We start from the raw sequence: 17,522 nt of genomic DNA, 5'->3' as shown, positions 1-17,522 counted from the left end.
TAATGTGGACCTTGTTGGGGTCAGGAAGGCCGTTCTTGCCCTTCTTGGTAGATATAATGTTGCAAAAGACGTCTGTGATATAGTCCGCGGTGGAAAATTGAGCAGGGCCTCATATGCATTCCACGGGAAGACCTCTGATCTCAGGCGGCTTGACGCCATGGAGATCACAGCGGATGTCGTCAAGGTGCCTGTTCATGTGCCAAAGGTCGATCTAGATCTAGACGAGGTGAGCGGGCCGATCAAGATAGTGAAGGGGGCGCTCTCTGGCGAAGGCCTATCTGCCAGGATGGGTGAAAACTACGGCAGCAACGGCATATTTTTCCTCCAGATATCTGGCGAGGACGACAGTTTCAGGCTGGGTTTGGATCTTGATGCCGATCTTTCCGCCCTTCCCCCAGTGCTCAACAAATTGGTCGACAATGAGGCCTTTAAAAAGGAGCTTTCCCTTGTAAACGGTGTAAAGGGAAGGGCGAAGGGGCATCTCGATATCAAGGGTAAGCTACATGATCTTGATGTGCACGTTGATGTCTCGGAGATGAATGGGAGCCTCAGGTATAACAGGCTGCCTTGGCCTATAACAATTGAAAGGGGTGGGCTTTCGGTCGGACCTAAAGAAGTCTCATGGAAGGGGGTGGCAGGGGCAGTCGGCCCTCACAGGATACATGCGGCAAGCGGCAGCGTGGATTGGGGAAAAGACGTGTCTTTGAATATCAGTTCACTCACTGCTGACATCGATTCTCAGGCCTTATATAACGGACTTTCTGGATATTCAGTTATCAAAGACGCCTTTTCAGGGGTCTTGGCCGGTATAAAGGGGACGATCGCTGTAAGGAGTGCGTTCTTTTCAGGCCTTCTTCTGAAACCGGACAGATGGAGGTATAAGTTCAATATTTCCAGCAGTAGGCTCGGCGTCGAAAGCCCATTGCTCCCCGGGCCGCTTCATCTCACCAGGCTGGGGCTTGACCTTGATGAACGAAAGGTCACGATCTCGGCCCTGGATGGTACCATATTCGGTCAGCCCGTAGCTCTTACTGGCGATCTTGCACACGATTTTTTGAAGGACTGGCGCGGTTCGGTCGAGATCACAGGTGTTGCAAACGATAAAATCCTGGCCTGGATCAGGGCCAAGGATTGGATACCTTCTGAATTGTTCCCAAAGGCCCCGTGTGTCCTCAAAGGACTCAAAGTGGGCTTTGAACCAGGCAGATTGACGCTGAAGGGAAGGTTAATGCCGGGAGTCGTCCCTGGGAGGCCGTCGACGGCCGTCGTCATGGATATGATCTACACTAGGACCGAGATACTTTTGAAAAGGCTTTTAATCAAAGGTACCGACGGTTCATCTAGCGAGGGGTGCATTATCTCCCTTGATCTGGACAAGGGCCCTGACGGTATCTTTTCTATGGATTGGCAGGGCAGGTTGAGCAAATCCACCCTTGACGCCGTGCTTGAGAAAAATACGCTCCTTTCGGGTGTCATATCAGGTTCCTTCAGGCTTGGTTACAGCCCACGCCTGTCTCAGCCATGGACCTTTGTCGGCGTCATGGATGTCTCTAACTTCAATGTCCCAATAAGTGGAGGGGGCATACTTGAGATACAGGGATTGAAGTTCAGGTCTTTAGGGACAGGTGTTGAGTTGGATCCTTTGGCGATCCGCATCAACGATGAGATTATAACAGGGACCTGCAAGGTTGTGGGTACGCAGAGGGGTCTTGACATAAACGGCGTCCTTAAGTCAAAGACCGTATCGTGGGCGAATATAGACAGGATCATAAAAGAGCTCTTGAAAGATACCGGCCCTTCCAGACTGGCTATTACTGGCAGAATAGGTTTTGGGATAGGAAGATTGCAATACACAGAAGCGGGGGCTGAAGGCAATAGGATACCGCACAAAAAAGGGGGGCATATTTACAATTTCCGCTCTGTAAAGGGTGAGGCGATGCTTTTAAAAGACAAGGCCATTGAGGTGTCGGTGGAATCGGCCAATCTTTGCGGCCTGAATGCTTCAGGTAGGTGGGAGGGGCGCATGGGTGCCGGCTTAAGAAGTGTCTTCCGCGTCCTCACCCCTCCCGGAGGGGCGGCGTTTCAAGATGTTTTACCATGTCTCGGTTATGACAGTGATATCATAGAGGGTCCATTTGAGATGAACCTCAGCCTTGAGGGTACGCCTGAGAGGTGGAGCGGGGGTCATGTGGATCTCATGTCCAGGGACGGTAGGATAAGACGGCTCACGCTCCTGGCCAAGGTCTTCAGTATTTTGAACGTAACAGATATATTCTCAGGCGCCCTCCCCGATCTGTTAAAACAAGGCTTTGTCTATTCCAATTTAAATATGGACGGTGACGTGAAGGATGGTGTCCTTGTGCTTAAAAAGACGGTGATAAACGGTCAGGGGCTCAATCTTTTTGCAAGCGGTTCGGTCGACCTTGCAAAATTCGATTCGGACATCACCTTTTTGATCGCACCGTTCAAGACCCTGGACAGGATTATCGCAAAGGTGCCTATCCTTGGAAGGGTGCTCGGCGGCAAGCGTGGGGCGGTGATAACCATAGCAGTGGGGGTCAAGGGTCCGCTCAAAGACCCGGATGTCACCCTTTTGCCTGCTAGGGCGGTAGGCAGAGGGGTTTTAGATCTGCTGACTAATACGCTCAAGATACCATATTACCTGGTGGAGCCAGCTCTCGTTGTACCGTCGCAGAAGGGCAGATGAGATTATGACAAGCTGCCGCTTTTTTGTCGTGAGACAATGTAAGAAAGGGTCTGAGGCATGAACGAAAGAAGCAGAGAAAGGGGTTACGTACAGATTTATACAGGAGACGGCAAGGGCAAGACTACAGCCGCATTGGGTCTTACCCTTAGGGCTGTTGGTGCAGGTTGGAGGGTCTTTTGGGGCCAGTTTTTGAAAGAAGGGGAGTTCAGCGAGATCAAGGCCATGAGGTCATTTGGTGGACAAGTGGTCGTACAACAATACGGTGCAGGACGTTTTATCAGAGGAAGGCCGTGTGAGGAAGATATAAAGCTTGCCAGAAAGGGGTTTGACGAGATAAAAGGGATAGTAAGGGGTGGGTTGTATGATATGGTGGTTATGGATGAGATTAATGTGGCCATGCATTATGGACTCATAGGGTTTGATGAGATGAAGGAATTGCTCGAATCAAGACCCTCTGGTGTGGAGATAATACTTACCGGCAGATGGGCGGATGAAATCCTTTTTAAAGATGCCGATGTCGTAACGGAGATGCGTTGTATCAAGCACTATTATGAAAGAGGCATAACGGCCAGGGTGGGGGTGGAAAAATAATACATGAAGACAAAATTCATATTCATTACAGGCGGCGTGCTTTCTTCGCTAGGTAAAGGCCTTGCAGCGGCATCTCTGGGCGCTCTTCTTGAGGCGAGAGGTCTCAAGGTGACTTTTCAGAAACTCGACCCCTATATAAATGTTGACCCTGGTACCATGAATCCGTTTCAGCATGGAGAGGTCTTTGTTACGGATGACGGGACTGAGACCGACCTTGACCTCGGGCACTACGAACGTTTTACCAATGCAAAGCTCGGCAAGCGGCATAATTACACATCAGGACGTATCTATTACAGTGTTATTTCAAAAGAAAGGAGGGGTGATTACCTCGGCGGTACCGTCCAGGTCATTCCGCACATTACAGACGAGATAAAGCAGGCGATACTGCAGCTCGACGGCGAGGCCGATATAGCCTTGGTCGAGATAGGCGGGACGGTGGGAGACATAGAAGGCCTTCCGTTTCTTGAGGCCATAAGGCAGCTCAGGGGCAACCTCGGCAAGGAGCATACCCTTTACATACATGTTACATATGTCCCTTACATCAAGACCGCCGGCGAGCTGAAGACGAAACCGACTCAGCACAGCGTAAAGGAGCTTCGCGCCATAGGCATACAGCCTGACATCCTCTTGTGCCGTTCCGAGATCCCGTTGTCGTCTGCCATAAAGTCCAAGATAGCCCTCTTTTGCGACGTAAAGGAAGACAGGGTTATAACGGCCAAGGACGTCAAATGCATATACGAAGTCCCGCTAAAATTTCATGAGGAAGGCCTCGATGAGCGCGTGGTCGAGGCCTTGAATATGTGGACAAGGGCGCCGGTCTTAACACTGTGGGAGGATTTTATCGCGAGGGCGAGACAGCCCCAGCACAGGGTCCGGATCGCTATGGTGGGCAAGTATGTAGACCTCACTGAGTCATACAAGAGTCTGAACGAGGCTTTGTTTCATGGTGGCGTTGCAAATAGTGCCGAGGTTGAGATTGATTTCATCAACTCTGAGGAGATGTATGGAAAGGAGCTGGAAGATCGACTTTCAATGGCGGATGGGGTTTTGGTGCCAGGGGGCTTTGGCTCCAGAGGCATTGCAGGGAAGCTCGAGGCTATTACCTATGCAAGAAAAAACAATATTCCGTTTTTCGGCATATGTCTCGGCATGCAGCTTGCAGTCATAGAGTTTGCAAGAAATGTGGCCGGCATCCCTATGGCCGATAGCACTGAGTTTGCACCATCTACACCTGATCCGGTGATCTATCTCATGCGGGAGTGGTTTGATTATCAAACGGGAAAGATCGAAAAACGCGATGAGGGTTCCGACCTTGGTGGTACGATGAGACTCGGTGCCTACCCGTGCAGGTTTGTAGCGGGCACCAAGGCCCATGCGGCATATAAAAAAGATGAGATATTCGAAAGACACAGGCACAGATATGAATTCAACAATGATTATAGAGAGCGCTTGGAAGGGGCGGGCTTGATACTTTCCGGGCTTTCTCCGAACGGGGAGTTGGTTGAGATCGTGGAGCTTCCTGGTCATCCGTGGTTCGTGGGTTGTCAGTTTCATCCCGAGTTTAAATCAAGGCCCCTTGACCCGCACCCGCTTTTTGCTGCATTCATACAGGCCGCCCTTGCAAGGAGGTTAGGTTCTTAATGGAGGGTAGTATAGTGGCACAGCAGGGTTCCGAGCGGGTTAATGTGGTGAATATAGGCGGCTTTAAGGTCGGCGGCGATGAGAAGCCGCTTTTGATTGCTGGTCCATGTGTGCTTGAGGATATGGATACCGCCCTTTTGATCGGTGAATATATGGCCAAAACGGCCAGCGCCGCTGGTTTTTCTTATATCTTTAAGGCATCCTTTGACAAGGCCAATAGGACATCCATCAGTTCGTACAGAGGACCTGGGATTGAAAGGGGTCTTGAGATGCTTATGGATATCAAGGCGAGGCTTGGGATTCCAGTGCTGTCCGATATACACACCCCAGATCAGGCCGAAAGGGCGGCACGGGTCCTGGACTGTATCCAGATACCGGCCTTTTTGTGCAGACAGACGGATATCCTGGTTGCGGCGGCAAGGACTGGGCGTCCAGTCAATATCAAAAAAGGCCAATTCATGGCCCCCTGGGACATGAAATATGCAATCAAAAAGGTAAGGGAGTCAGGAAACAATCAGGTGATTGTTACCGAGCGGGGCGTATCCTTTGGATACAACAACTTGGTGGTTGATATGCGCGGGCTTGCTATCATCCGAGGCCTCGGTGCGCCCGTCATCTTCGATGCAACCCACAGCGTGCAGCTTCCAGGCGGCGGCGATGGTTGTTCTTCAGGTCAGCGGGAATTTGTGCCGCTTCTTGCAAGGGCCGCAATGGCCGCAGGGGTGGACGGCGTATTCATGGAGGTTCATCCGAGGCCTGATGAGGCGAGATGTGATGGGCCTAATAGCCTTTCCCTCGATGACGCTGGATCGCTTTTGAAGGTCTTGGCTAGGATCAAGGAGGCCTGCGGTGGCCCATATTGACATGCAGATACTATTGGCCAAGGCAGCTCGTATAAGGCTCTTTATTTCAGATGTCGATGGGGTTTTAACCGATGGCTCGATAGTCTATAATGCCAAGGGCGAACAGATCCACGCCTTCAACGTACAAGATGGGTTTGGACTCAAATTATTGAAAAGGGCGGGGATAGAGGTTGCACTGATCAGCTCCCGTACCTCGATGGCCGTTGAGAAACGGGCTATGGAATTGTCCATAGAAAGGGTTTTTCAGGGTCGGACTGAGAAAATGACCGTTTATAAGACGATCCTTGCCGAATTAGGCATAAAAGACGAAGATGCGGCCTATATTGGCGACGATTGGGCGGATCTGCCTCTTCTAAAGAGGGTCGGGTTGTCGGTGGCCGTTTCAGATGCAGCATATCCATTACACGATCATGTTGACTATGTTACGCAAAGGGGCGGAGGCAAGGGCGCAGTACGGGAGGTGTGTGATCTTATCTTGAAGGCGCAGAACAAGTGGGGTGTATTTTTAAATGAAGACTTGAACCTTGGATCAGACCTGGGTTAAGGCGAGGCGAGACGGATTTTGAGGTTTAATTGGCGATATTTTCTCTGGATTGTAGTGGCTGGATTGACATTGCTTATCCTGTTGGGTCCGTGGCAGAGGGAGAGGTTTGGGCGTAAAGGTCTTGCAGGCGGACCCTTTGGGGCTTATGAGGCGGATATTGTGGTAGATGGATTGAAATATACCCACAATATCGGTGATCAGCCTCAATGGATGCTCAAGGCTGATACTGCAAAGATGTATCAAGGTAGAGGCATTATGTATTTAAAAGGCGTTGAGATAAATTTTTTCCAAAAAGGTGGTAAAAAGATAGTGGCGACCGCGGATTATGGAAATTATAAAGTCAACAGCGTCCTTGTCCTTAACGGCAGGGTCGTCGTAAACCTGCCGAGCGGCCAGGTATTGAAAACCGCCACACTGGATCTTGACCAGAAAAAGGGGCTTATCTGGACGAAAGATAGGGTAGTTATAAGGGGCAATGGCCTTGTTATGAACGGCAATGGTCTTGAATATGACCTTAAGTTGGGGAGGCTAAAGGTGAGATCCCAGACATCCGCAATTTCATCCCAAGGTTCAATGGAGTTTTAATATCATGAAAAAACGTATGGTTGCATCGCAATTCGGCCCGCCTGCCAGGCAGGTATGTATATCTTTTCTTTTTGTCTTTGTGACTGTTTTAGGTCTTGTCTCGCCTGGTTTTTCCCAAACAGGAGCGGCCTCGAACGATCGAGAGCTAGTAAATACCCGGGATAAGGGGGCTATACATATAAAGAGCGACCTTATGGAGGTTATGGATCAGAAGGGCACGGCCGTCTTTACAGGTCATGTTGTAGCTACAAAAGACGATATGGTCATAGATTGCGACAAACTCGAGGTCTTTTATTCTAAGCAGGAGCAGCCGTCAAAGGCCTCGCAGGAAGGCAAGAAGGCCATAGACAAGATAGTCGCGACAGGACATGTGCGCATAACAAAAGGGGGGAAGGTCGCTACCGGCGAAAAGGCGGTTTATGAAAAACAGGCCGAAAAGATTACGCTTTCAGGCTCTGCACAGGTCTGGGAAGGGCCGAACAGGGTAAAGGGGAATGTGATCACCTTATTTCTCAATGAAAACCGTAGTGTAGTCCAGGGCGGAGGTAAAGAGAAGGTCGAGGCCGTGGTCTATCCGTCGGAAAAATAACGTGGTTACACTAGAGGCCTTAAATCTTACAAAGCGCTATGGCAAGAGGCTTGTTGTAAACAACATATGCCTCGAGCTCAGCGATCACAGCATAGTCGGCCTCTTAGGGCCGAATGGTGCTGGCAAAACCACCACTTTTTATATCATAGCGGGTCTTATTCAGCCCAATGAAGGGACGGTTTCTTTGGATGGGCGTGATGTGACCCGGCTTCCTATGCACGAGAGGGCGAAGATGGGGATAACGTATCTTCCACAGGAGCCATCTGTCTTTAGACATCTTACCGTTTCGGACAATCTCCGCCTTGTATTCGAGGAGAGGGGGTTGTCTCGTGACGAGATAGAGGTAAGAGTCGCAAAAATGTTGGGGGATATGGGCCTTGAGGCGCTGGCGGGTCATATGGCACATTCCCTTTCTGGGGGAGAGAGACGTCGCCTGGAGGTGCTGAGGGCCCTTGCTACTGATCCAAGGTTTATGTTGTTAGACGAGCCTTTTGCAGGTATTGATCCGCTTGCCGTTTCAGACCTTCAGGGGATAATCAGGGGGCTTAAAGAGCGCGGTATAGGGGTGCTCATCTCTGACCACAACGTCCGCGAAACCTTGACTGTGTGCGACCGCGCCTATATTGTTAATGACGGGGCCATTGTTGAGGAAGGTCCACCCACACATATAGCCTCAAGCGCTTTTGTGAAGAAGATATATCTGGGGGAATCTTTTAGACTTTAATCGCCATGGTCTTGGAACTCAAACAAAACCTCAAACTTACCCAGCAGTTGGTCATGACGCCACAGCTGCAGCAGGCCATAAAGCTCCTCCAATTGTCAAGGGCCGAGCTGATAGATACGATAAACGAAGAGCTCCGGTCGAATCCGGTTCTTGAAGAAGATGAGGCTGGTGATTCATACAGCAGCACGGATGGGCAAGGGTCAGAAGGCCTTGTCGACACAGATGGATCAATCCAGTGGGAAGAATCGGTCCTTCCGAGTTTGGCGTCCACTGAGCTTGAAAAGACACCATGGGAAGACAAGGCCATTGAAGATGTGGATTGGAAGCAATTTTGGGACGAAGATAGGAAAAATGTCATCCAGGCCTATTCCTTTGAAGAAAAGGAGTCCCCCGATTATGAAAATCTCCTGACTTGCTCAGCAAATCTTGCAGAATATCTTATGTGGCAACTACAGATGTCCCGCATGGATGACGAAGAGCGGGCGATAGGTGGTCTGATAATAGGCAATCTGGATGAAAATGGCTATTTAAAGGCATCTGTCCAGGAATTGGCTGGCGAGATCGGTTGCGCCACACAGAAGGTCGAGGCGGTCTTGAGACAGATACAGATGTTTGATCCTGTTGGTGTCGCGGCCAGAGACCTGAAGGAGTGTCTGCTGATCCAAATCGAGCATCTTGGCGTATCCGATCCCTTAGTCAGGGATTTGATCATCAAGTATTTTAAAGATGTTGAGAGGCATAATTACCAAGTAATAGCAAAGGCGACTGGGAGGAGTATTGATGATGTCTTGAATAGTGTAACTATAATAAGTCATCTAGAGCCATATCCTGGTAGATCTTATAATACAGAAGAAACTCATTATATAGTACCTGATATATATGTTTATAAGATAGAAGATGAATATATAGTAACTTTGAATGAAGAAGATATACCAAGACTTAAAATCAATGCCTTTTATCGTGAAGCATTGACTAAAGAGGTTTCATCAAATGATGTTAAAGATTTCATACATGATAAGTTAAAGTCTGCAATTTGGTTGATCCGTAGCATTGAGCAACGACAAAAGACAATTTTTAAAGTTACTACAAGCATAGTAAAGTTTCAAAGAGAATTTTTAGATAAAGGTATTGATTATTTTAAACCATTAAAATTAAGAGATGTAGCTGAAGACGTCCAAATGCATGAATCGACAATCAGTAGAGTTACAACAAATAAATATGTCCAAACACCTCAAGGGCTATTCGAGCTTAAATTTTTCTTCAGTAGAGGTATTAATAGAGAGAATGGTGAAGATATAGCTACTCATAGCATCAAACAAAAAATAAAACAGTTGGTTCAATCTGAGGATTCATCAAGACCTTATAGTGACAAAAAAATAGTTGAATTGCTGGAAAAAGATAATATCCATATAGCAAGGAGAACTGTAGCCAAGTATAGAGAAATGTTGGGAATATCACCATCCAGTCACAGAAAACGCATCAATACTAAATCGTAAATTTGTAAATTTATAGTTGGACAACAAAACGGCGGAGGATATTTAATGAGAATAAATGTTACATTTAGGCATTGTGATCAATCTGACGAATTGCGTAATTATGTAGAGACCAGATTTCAAAAATTAAAGAAATATGTCGATGGCCCGGTCGAGATGAATGTCGTGCTTTCCGTTGAGAAATTCAGGAATATGGCTGAAGTGGTTGTCAGGGGAGACGGTATAAGGGCGGCCGCCAAGGAAGAACAGAACGACATGCATACCACCATAGATCTCCTGTCCGACAAGATAGAGAGGCAGCTTAAGAGATTTCGTGAGAGGATCCGCGACAAAAAAGGCGCACCGGCCCTGATCCAGGTTGCGGCTGAAGAGGCGGAGGAGGGCGGGGATCACATGATAATAATAGAAAAGATGCCGATAAAGCCAATGCCGGTGGATGAGGCCGTCATTCAACTCCAGACGCTGGGCAGAGATCTGCTTGCCTTTCATAACGCCGAGACTGGCGAGATAAATGTGCTATACTGGCGGAAGGACGGCGTCCTTGGCCTGATCCAGCCATGACGCGTGTCTTTGCCTTAGGCCTTTAAGGTGTATGGTCTTGCCCTTACTTGAGGATTAAGGGGTGGCAATGTGGTCTGACATAGACGGTACCTCAAGTATGAGACTGGTTCAGACGGTAATAATCACCGGCATGTCAGGTTCCGGCAAGAGTACGGCACTCAAGGCCTTTGAAGATATGGGTTATTTTTGTGTCGACAATCTGCCCATAATCCTGCTGCCTGAATTTTTGTCTTTTACTGAAAGCACATCCAAGGGACCAACAAAGGTCGCGCTCGTCATGGATATCAGGGAGGAGACGTTTCTCGAGCAATATCGTTTCATCTTTTCAAAGCTGAAAAGGCAAGGCTTTCATCTTGAGATATTGTTTGTTGATGCAAAAGAAGATGTGCTTTTGCGAAGATATAGCCAGACCCGCAGACACCATCCTTTGGAACAAAGCGGCGAGGTCTTGAAAGGCATCAGGCTCGAAAGAAAAAAGATGAGGGACCTGAGGGAGTCGGCTGACAAACTGCTCGATACCTCTGATCTCAATGTCCATCAGCTCCGCCATAGCATCTTTGATCTGTATGCCCCTAGGATGCGTCTGGACAGGATGGTAGTGCACATTCTATCCTTTGGGTTTAAATACGGCCTTCCTGCTGATGCAAATCTGGTGTTCGACGTACGTTTTCTGCCGAATCCATATTTCGAAGACAGCCTTCGCAAGCTTAGCGGAATGGAAGCTGATGTAAGGAATTTTGTCTTGGGCCAAAAGGACACGATGGAATTCCTATCCCGCTCCGAGGAACTTTTGCAATTTTTGCTGCCAAGATACCGCAATGAAGGGAAGTCATATCTTGTAATCGCAGTGGGCTGTACGGGTGGCCGTCATAGAAGTGTTGTAATTACAGAATATTTAAGGGATAAGTTTGTAAGTTATGGCGAAGAGGTCATTGTCAGCCACAGAGATATCGATAGGGAGGCTTAGAGATGATAGGCGTTGTTGTCGCTGCCCATGGCCAGCTTGCCCGTGAATTGTTAGATACGGCTGTATTTATCGTAGGTAAGGCAGAACAGATACAGGCCGTATCGATCGATCCTGAGCGTGATGTGGATGAGCTGAAATCTGAGATACGTAAGGCGATAAAAGACGTGGATTCCGGCGAGGGTGTGTTGATACTTACTGACATGTTCGGTGGGACGCCGTCCAATATAACCCTTGCATTTCTTGAAGAAAATAAAATCGAGGTGGTAACAGGGGCGAATCTGCCGATGTTGATCAATCTGTGTCAGTCGCGTACTCAAAAAAAGACCTTGACCGAGGTGGCTGATGAGGTTGTAAATTATGGACGTAAAAGCATTAATCAGGCCTCGGCCATACTTAAAAGATGAATTAGGCCTCGAATTGAGGGTGATCGTCAGGCCTGCCAGGGAGGCGGATCTGCCATGGATACTCGCTATTGAAGAGGCGTCGCATCCAAGGCCATGGTCCAGAATGGATTTTGAAAAGGAATTGGGCGGCTGCAGTCCTTTGTCGCATCTTTGGGTCACAGTCCCTGTGGAGGCTGGAATTGTCGCCCGATGTGGGGTGGTGGGCTATGTTTGTTTCAGATGGATCGCGCCCGTACAGGAGGTCTACATAATAAATTTAACGGTGGCGCCTGATTTTAGACGTTGCGGGGTGGCCGCCGGACTAATGGATATCTGCGTCAGATGGGCCAAAAGGCGCAAAGGAATGAGGGTTGTTCTTGATGTAAGGAGGGACAATCTGCCCGCAATAGCATTTTATAAAAAGATGGGTTTTGTGGCGGCCTATGGAGGCACGGATGGCCCTGGCATTTCCATGCGGGATTCCATGGTTATGACCCTTTCAATAGGAGGTTAGAAAGATGGCAATAAGGGTTGGAATCAACGGGTTCGGCCGGATAGGAAGGAATATTTTGAGGGCTGCGAAGACCTATGAGGAGTTCGGCGCTATCGAGGTCGTTGCTGTGAATGACCTTACCGATATAAAAACCATGGCCTATTTGTTGAAATATGACTCTGTAATGGGACGGTTTCCAGGTGATGTCACGATTACGGACAACGGGATGTCTGTCGACGGCAAGGAGATCAGGGTCACGGCGGTAAGGGAGCCGACAGGTCTTGCCTGGGATGAGGTGGGGGTTGAGTATGTGATAGAGGCCACAGGAAAGTTTAGAGATGGCGACCAGGCAAGGGGTCATCTGGAGGCTGGTGCAGACAGAGTCGTAATAACGGCCCCTGCCAAGGGTGAAGACATAACTATTGTCATGGGCGTGAATGAAGACGATTATGACCCGTCAAGGCATCATGTCGTCTCAAATGCCTCGTGCACCACAAACTGTCTTGCGCCTGTTGCAAAGGTCATTTTGGACAAGTTTGGTATTGTAAAAGGGCTTGTGACCACTGTCCATGCGTATACTAACGATCAGAGGCTCTTGGACCTTGCGCATAGCGACCTCAGGAGGGCGAGGGCGGCTGCAGTCAATATAATCCCTACTAAGACAGGTGCTGCATCGGCAGTCGGGAAGGTGATCCAGGGGCTTGCAGGCAAACTGGATGGACTTGCAGTCCGTGTGCCCACGCCTGACGTGTCGGTTGTGGACCTGGTTGTGCAGGTAGAAAAGAAAGCCGGCGTCCAGGAGATAAACGAGGCCATCAAGGCCGCATGTAATCGTTACCTCGGCTATACCGAAGAGCCTCTCGTGTCCTCAGATTTTTTGCATGACAGGCATTCTTCTATTGTTGATGGCCTCTGCACCAAAGTTATGGGCGGCGATCTTATAAAGGTGATGGCTTGGTATGACAACGAATGGGGATATTCCAACAGGGTGCTTGACCTCATTTTGCATATGGAGGCAAGGAAGGCATTTTAATTTATGCTGGAATCAGAGGCGCTTCGTCAAAATTTGAAGGAGACGGCTGTTTCTGCCGTAGAGATAGACCCTAGATATCAGGTCTTGAGAGAGGCGGTGAGGGATTATCAAGGTCTTTTCAAGGCCGCCGATCACCTCATCTATGAGCTCCATCACCCTTTTGTCAATTGGAATGTAGTCATAGGTGAACTCCGTGACTTCGCCATGAAGAATTATGCAACCATAAGCCGCTGCAAGCTTGGCGCGGCCGCGGTCGGCGCACTGATCCAGGCCTTTGAGTTTGCAGCAGTCAGGTCGCCCAAAAAGCCACAGAAGGTCGAGGCCATAGATGGCCTTACCGCCTTTTTTGAAAAGATAGCCCGGACCTCTGACGACAATTCCCTTGCAAGGCTTGCGCCTGTTTTAACGGCAGCCCTTTCTGACATAGACGCCTGGGATGAAGATATGGTCATGGCCGTTTCTCAGAGCTGTCATCCGTTGCCGCGTGCCGTTGCCGTAATTTTCGAGAGACTTAACGGGCTGGATGATTACAGAGGGCTTTGGCAGGAAGCTGTAAGGCTTGTAAGGAAGATACGCAAGATGACTGTTGCCTATTGGCTTGACGTCGAAGATCCCGTGACTTGGTTTGAGGCCACAATCAATCACTATGGCCTTAAGGTCGATGCAGAAGAGATGGCATATATAAAAAAGGTCCTCAAACCGGTATCGCATGCCAGCCTTAGATCCATCTTGAGTGAAATCGAGGCATGTTCCAGCAGAAACGATGCAGCGGACACACTGCGTTGTCTTTTTTCTATGCCGGACCATGTCGACATAGTCAAGAGTTACAGGCTTATCGCCCAGAATCTTGCTGTCGGGTTTGGCGATCGCCCTCTCACTGTAGAAGAGGGTCGGGATGGTACCCACAAGATAGATATACACCTCTTTTTCCTCTTTCGGTTGGTTGAGATGGAAGGGCTTTCCGTCATACACGAGGAGGTGCTGCGACAGATCAACCGCCGGCTTCTTGGCCTGGTAAGGGCTGCGCGGCTCGACCAGCTTCAGGAGGTGCTCCCGAAGAGTTTTTCCCTGCTGAAGGTCCAGACAGGCAATTTCCCTAAGACCGCCATACAGTGTCTTGAGGTACTCGGTGCAGAGGTGTTCAAGCTAGATAACCCTAGGCTTACCGAGCTCTTTTTGGAGCAGGTGGTGGATCTCGGTTTTCAGACGCCAGGCGTTAAGGGTGTCGATGCTGAGTGGCATATACTGTGCAATCCGGCCCACCTTCCGAATGTACGAGCATGGTTGAAATTGATAGGCCAGAAACCAAAGGACTGCGGCACCCTGCTTTCAGCACTCATCATCAACATAAAGCTCGCCGGTACATGTATCAGGGATACAGATTTATTTCAAAAAGACATAAGTCTTTTGCTTAATGCCGATATAGAACCAGTCTACAATTTAATAAAACAGTTTGTAAAGGTCATACCTGTCTATTTTAACGAGATAGGGGCTGAAGGGCTCCTGAGGGATGTCTCGACAGAGATCGATGAGATATCTAAAAGGCAGGATGCGCTCATACATTTTTTGAGAAAACAGAGCCATGTTGAGAGTAACAATCTTATAGTCGATTTTATCGAGGCCATTTTGTGTTTTTGGTACAGTGGGCAGAAAGACGGCCTTGCCCCTTATGTCCCGGCCGATATCTTGGAGCAGGTGCATTCTTCCGGGCCATACGTAGATTATGTCCAGCGTTGTATCCGTCATCTGGCTGTGGCGCTTAATCTTGAGCCATTTGCAGGTCAGATCGACGCACTTTTGAATCTCCCGGATGACGCCCTTTCCAGGATGCTCGATGAGGTTGATGACGTACCGGTTTATGAAAAAAAACGGGTCGAGCTCCTGATAAAGATGTATAGGTTTGAGGTCTTTAAATATAAATTGGGCGTGCAGGAGATCAGATACCATCTTGAGGAGGCCAAGAAATGGGGTTTTGAGGGGCTTGACAAGGTCGCTGAGGCCCTTGAGTTCAATGATCCTCAAAAGAGTCTTGAGGTGATCCTGGGCGAATTGGAGTCGCTCAAGAAGATCATTATGAGTCCGCAGCGTTTTGAGCCGCGGGAGGATGTATACTATAAAAGGCATATCGCTGTGGATATACCGTCCATGTATGGCCGTTATCATGAGCGGAAGTTTGATGCCTTGAGTCTTACTCTCAGGCTCGAAGGCATCGCAAACATGTATTTTGAACAACTCGTGGCCGGTTTCGACGTCCCGTTCATTACAAGGGAGATGTTTATACGGATATCCAAGATCCTTCGACTCTTCGGCAGGGCTGCCCAATTAGACGGTGTATATTCAAGAGTTTTTTATACCTATCTCATGCTTCTTGAACAGTCGCTGGCTATCAGGCGTTTTACCTTTTCTCAGTATATGGATATAGTCAAAGGGCTTTCAGAGGGCATAAAAGATATGATAAATATCTATTATATAAACCCTCACCAAGACCTGTTTTTTCGTATAATCAAGCAACTTGGCCCAGATGGTCTCTTGCCCAAATACAGGGCATTGAAAGAGGCGACAAGCCATGAAGACATGGCTCGCCAGATATCCGAACGGTTTTTTCGTGATCTCATTTCGAATTCGTTCGGGCTCCAGAGTCTCGATAATTTTATTTCCAGGATATATCAGGTCTTGTGCGAACAGAAAGAGGCATTGAGCCAACGGGATCTTGAGCTGCTTTTAAGCTATGAATCCAGGTCGCTGCTCCATTCTATTCGTTCGCCTGCATCCAAGACCAAAAACCTGATACATCTGGGTAACAAGGGGTTTAATCTAGTCCTTTTGGCAGAAGGGGGCGCGCCTGTTCCACCCGGCGCGATCATTACCACCGAGTTTTTTAGATGTTATCCGATCTTTCAGCGTTTTCCAAGGGTATATAAAGACTTCAAAAGGCAGCTTGCATCTTGTATCAAACAGATTGAGGACATGACGGGCAGGAGGTACGGTGACCCATCCAATCCCTTGCTCCTTTCGGTTAGAAGTGGAGCGGCCATATCTATGCCCGGCATGATGTCCACCATCATAAATGTCGGCAGCAACCTCGAGACTATCGAGGGCCTTGCCGCAAAGACCGGCAACGCCTGGTTTGCATGGGATAATTACCGGAGGTTCTTGCAGTCATGGGGTATGACATCAGGTATGGACCGCGAGATCTTTACTAGCCTCATGAAAAGGCATAAAGACCTATATGGCGTACAAAAGAAAAGGGAGTTTTCGGGTGCCCAGATGATGGAGCTGGCGATGGCTTACCGCAATGCCCTTTTGGATCATGGCCTCTTGATAGAGGAGGATCCATTCGAGCAGCTCCTTGCAGCTGTCAGGATGGTCAAGGGTTCCTGGGATTCTGACAAGGCCAGGGCCTACCGCGAGATCATGGGCCTGTCGGATTACTGGGGGACAGCCATCATAGTGCAGGCTATGGCATATGGCAATCTTTCGGAGTCATCCGGTACAGGGGTTGTTTTCACTGCAAATCCCAAAAGGAAGTTGGATAGGGTAAGTCTTTGGGGTGACTTTACGCCAGGCAATCAGGGCGAAGATATCGTAAGCGGGCTTGTCACCACATACCCCATCTCGGTGGAACAGAAAGAGATACTCGGCCTGGATTCCGAGATGACCCTTGAGGAGGCATTTCCTGAGATATACAATGCCCTTTTGGATCTCTCAAATCATCTGATATACAAGAGGAAGTGGAGCCATCAGGAGATAGAATTCACCTTTGAGGGGCCTGAACGCGATAAGCTGTATATACTCCAGACCAGGAATATGAGCACTAAAAAACATGACGCGTTGGCGGTGTTTATCAAAGACCAGGAGCTTGATGCGAGCTATCTCGGCCGCGGCATAGGGGTGAGTGGCGGAGCCCTTTCCGGAAAGGCGGTGTTCAGCATGGCGGAGATAGAGGCCTTTAGGGCGCGCGAGCCAGATACGCCGCTTATATTTATAAGATCTGATACGGTTCCTGACGATATAAAGGAGATCTCGCTTTCCCAGGGCCTCCTGACCGCCAAGGGCGGGCAGACTTCTCATGCAGCTATAGTGGCGTTTGGATTGGATAAGGTCTGTGTAGTCGGTTGCAAACAGCTCAAGGTGTTCGAATCGGAAGGCCTTGCAAATATCAATGGCAAGGTTATACATTCAGGAGATTATATAAGTATTGACGGAAGAAAGGGTATGGTCTATCTGGGCAGACATCCTGTCCTTATGAGAAAAGGTTGACCGCAGCTCCCGTGGGTGTTTAAAAAAAATATTGGAGGACAGTCATGATAAGCATTGAGAATGAAAGGCGCCCAATAAAACTTGGTAT

15 protein-coding genes are annotated in these 17,522 nt (G+C 48.8%); all 15 read left to right on the top strand.

All coding sequences use genetic code 11. The features are described 5' to 3' along the window. Positions 1-2,707: AsmA-like C-terminal domain-containing protein (locus ACP5SG_RS06830; protein WP_428123060.1), on the top strand; the 2,707-nt coding region annotated here is incomplete at its 5' end. A 57-nt stretch (positions 2,708-2,764) separates the two neighbouring features. Then, on the top strand, positions 2,765-3,298 hold the full coding sequence (locus ACP5SG_RS06825) for a cob(I)yrinic acid a,c-diamide adenosyltransferase (protein WP_424661643.1): 534 nt from the start codon (positions 2,765-2,767) through the stop codon (positions 3,296-3,298). Between the two features lie 3 nt (positions 3,299-3,301). Beyond that, positions 3,302-4,939 carry a CTP synthase gene (locus tag ACP5SG_RS06820; protein ID WP_237888463.1) on the top strand — a complete coding sequence of 546 codons (1,638 nt, stop codon included), beginning with the start codon at positions 3,302-3,304 and terminating at the stop codon, positions 4,937-4,939. Continuing rightward, positions 4,939-5,802, top strand: a complete 864-nt coding sequence (gene kdsA, locus ACP5SG_RS06815; protein ID WP_237888462.1) for a 3-deoxy-8-phosphooctulonate synthase — start codon at positions 4,939-4,941, stop codon at positions 5,800-5,802. Before ACP5SG_RS06820 ends, kdsA begins: the two co-directional genes overlap by 1 nt. After that, positions 5,789-6,346, top strand: coding sequence for a KdsC family phosphatase (locus tag ACP5SG_RS06810; RefSeq protein WP_237888461.1), 558 nt, complete (start codon positions 5,789-5,791; stop codon positions 6,344-6,346). The genes kdsA and ACP5SG_RS06810 overlap by 14 nt, the downstream gene beginning before the upstream one ends. 18 nt (positions 6,347-6,364) lie before the next feature. After that, a complete protein-coding gene (gene lptC, locus ACP5SG_RS06805) occupies positions 6,365-6,931 on the top strand; it encodes an LPS export ABC transporter periplasmic protein LptC (RefSeq protein ID WP_237888460.1) in 567 nt (188 codons plus the stop codon). A gap of 4 nt (positions 6,932-6,935) precedes the next feature. Further along, positions 6,936-7,520, top strand: a complete 585-nt coding sequence (lptA, locus tag ACP5SG_RS06800; RefSeq protein ID WP_237888459.1) for a lipopolysaccharide transport periplasmic protein LptA — start codon at positions 6,936-6,938, stop codon at positions 7,518-7,520. A 1-nt stretch (position 7,521) separates the two neighbouring features. Next, positions 7,522-8,244: an LPS export ABC transporter ATP-binding protein gene (gene lptB, locus ACP5SG_RS06795; RefSeq protein ID WP_237888458.1), complete on the top strand. Its 723-nt coding sequence runs from the start codon at positions 7,522-7,524 to the stop codon at positions 8,242-8,244. Between the two features lie 5 nt (positions 8,245-8,249). Beyond that, positions 8,250-9,740, top strand: coding sequence for an RNA polymerase factor sigma-54 (rpoN, locus tag ACP5SG_RS06790; protein ID WP_237888457.1), 1,491 nt, complete (start codon positions 8,250-8,252; stop codon positions 9,738-9,740). Positions 9,741-9,785: 45 nt separating this feature from the next. Then, the gene (gene hpf / locus ACP5SG_RS06785; protein ID WP_237888456.1) at positions 9,786-10,298 is read left to right on the top strand and encodes a ribosome hibernation-promoting factor, HPF/YfiA family; all 513 of its coding nucleotides are present in this window, start codon (positions 9,786-9,788) and stop codon (positions 10,296-10,298) included. Between the two features lie 67 nt (positions 10,299-10,365). Further along, positions 10,366-11,265, top strand: coding sequence for an RNase adapter RapZ (gene rapZ / locus ACP5SG_RS06780; RefSeq protein WP_237888455.1), 900 nt, complete (start codon positions 10,366-10,368; stop codon positions 11,263-11,265). Between the two features lie 2 nt (positions 11,266-11,267). Then, positions 11,268-11,669 carry a PTS sugar transporter subunit IIA gene (locus ACP5SG_RS06775; RefSeq protein WP_237888454.1) on the top strand — a complete coding sequence of 134 codons (402 nt, stop codon included), beginning with the start codon at positions 11,268-11,270 and terminating at the stop codon, positions 11,667-11,669. Continuing rightward, complete coding sequence (locus ACP5SG_RS06770) at positions 11,623-12,162, top strand: GNAT family N-acetyltransferase (protein WP_428123051.1); 540 nt, start codon at positions 11,623-11,625, stop codon at positions 12,160-12,162. The genes ACP5SG_RS06775 and ACP5SG_RS06770 overlap by 47 nt, the downstream gene beginning before the upstream one ends. A gap of 4 nt (positions 12,163-12,166) precedes the next feature. Continuing rightward, positions 12,167-13,174, top strand: a complete 1,008-nt coding sequence (gene gap, locus ACP5SG_RS06765; protein ID WP_428123049.1) for a type I glyceraldehyde-3-phosphate dehydrogenase — start codon at positions 12,167-12,169, stop codon at positions 13,172-13,174. Positions 13,175-13,177: 3 nt separating this feature from the next. Further along, positions 13,178-17,434, top strand: coding sequence for a PEP/pyruvate-binding domain-containing protein (locus ACP5SG_RS06760; protein ID WP_424661642.1), 4,257 nt, complete (start codon positions 13,178-13,180; stop codon positions 17,432-17,434). The last annotated feature ends 88 nt before the right edge of the window (positions 17,435-17,522 follow it).

The organism is Dissulfurimicrobium sp. (assembly GCF_049968175.1).
Classification (GTDB): domain Bacteria; phylum Desulfobacterota; class Dissulfuribacteria; order Dissulfuribacterales; family Sh68; genus Dissulfurimicrobium; species Dissulfurimicrobium hydrothermale.
This window is presented reverse-complemented; position numbering and strand designations above follow the sequence as displayed.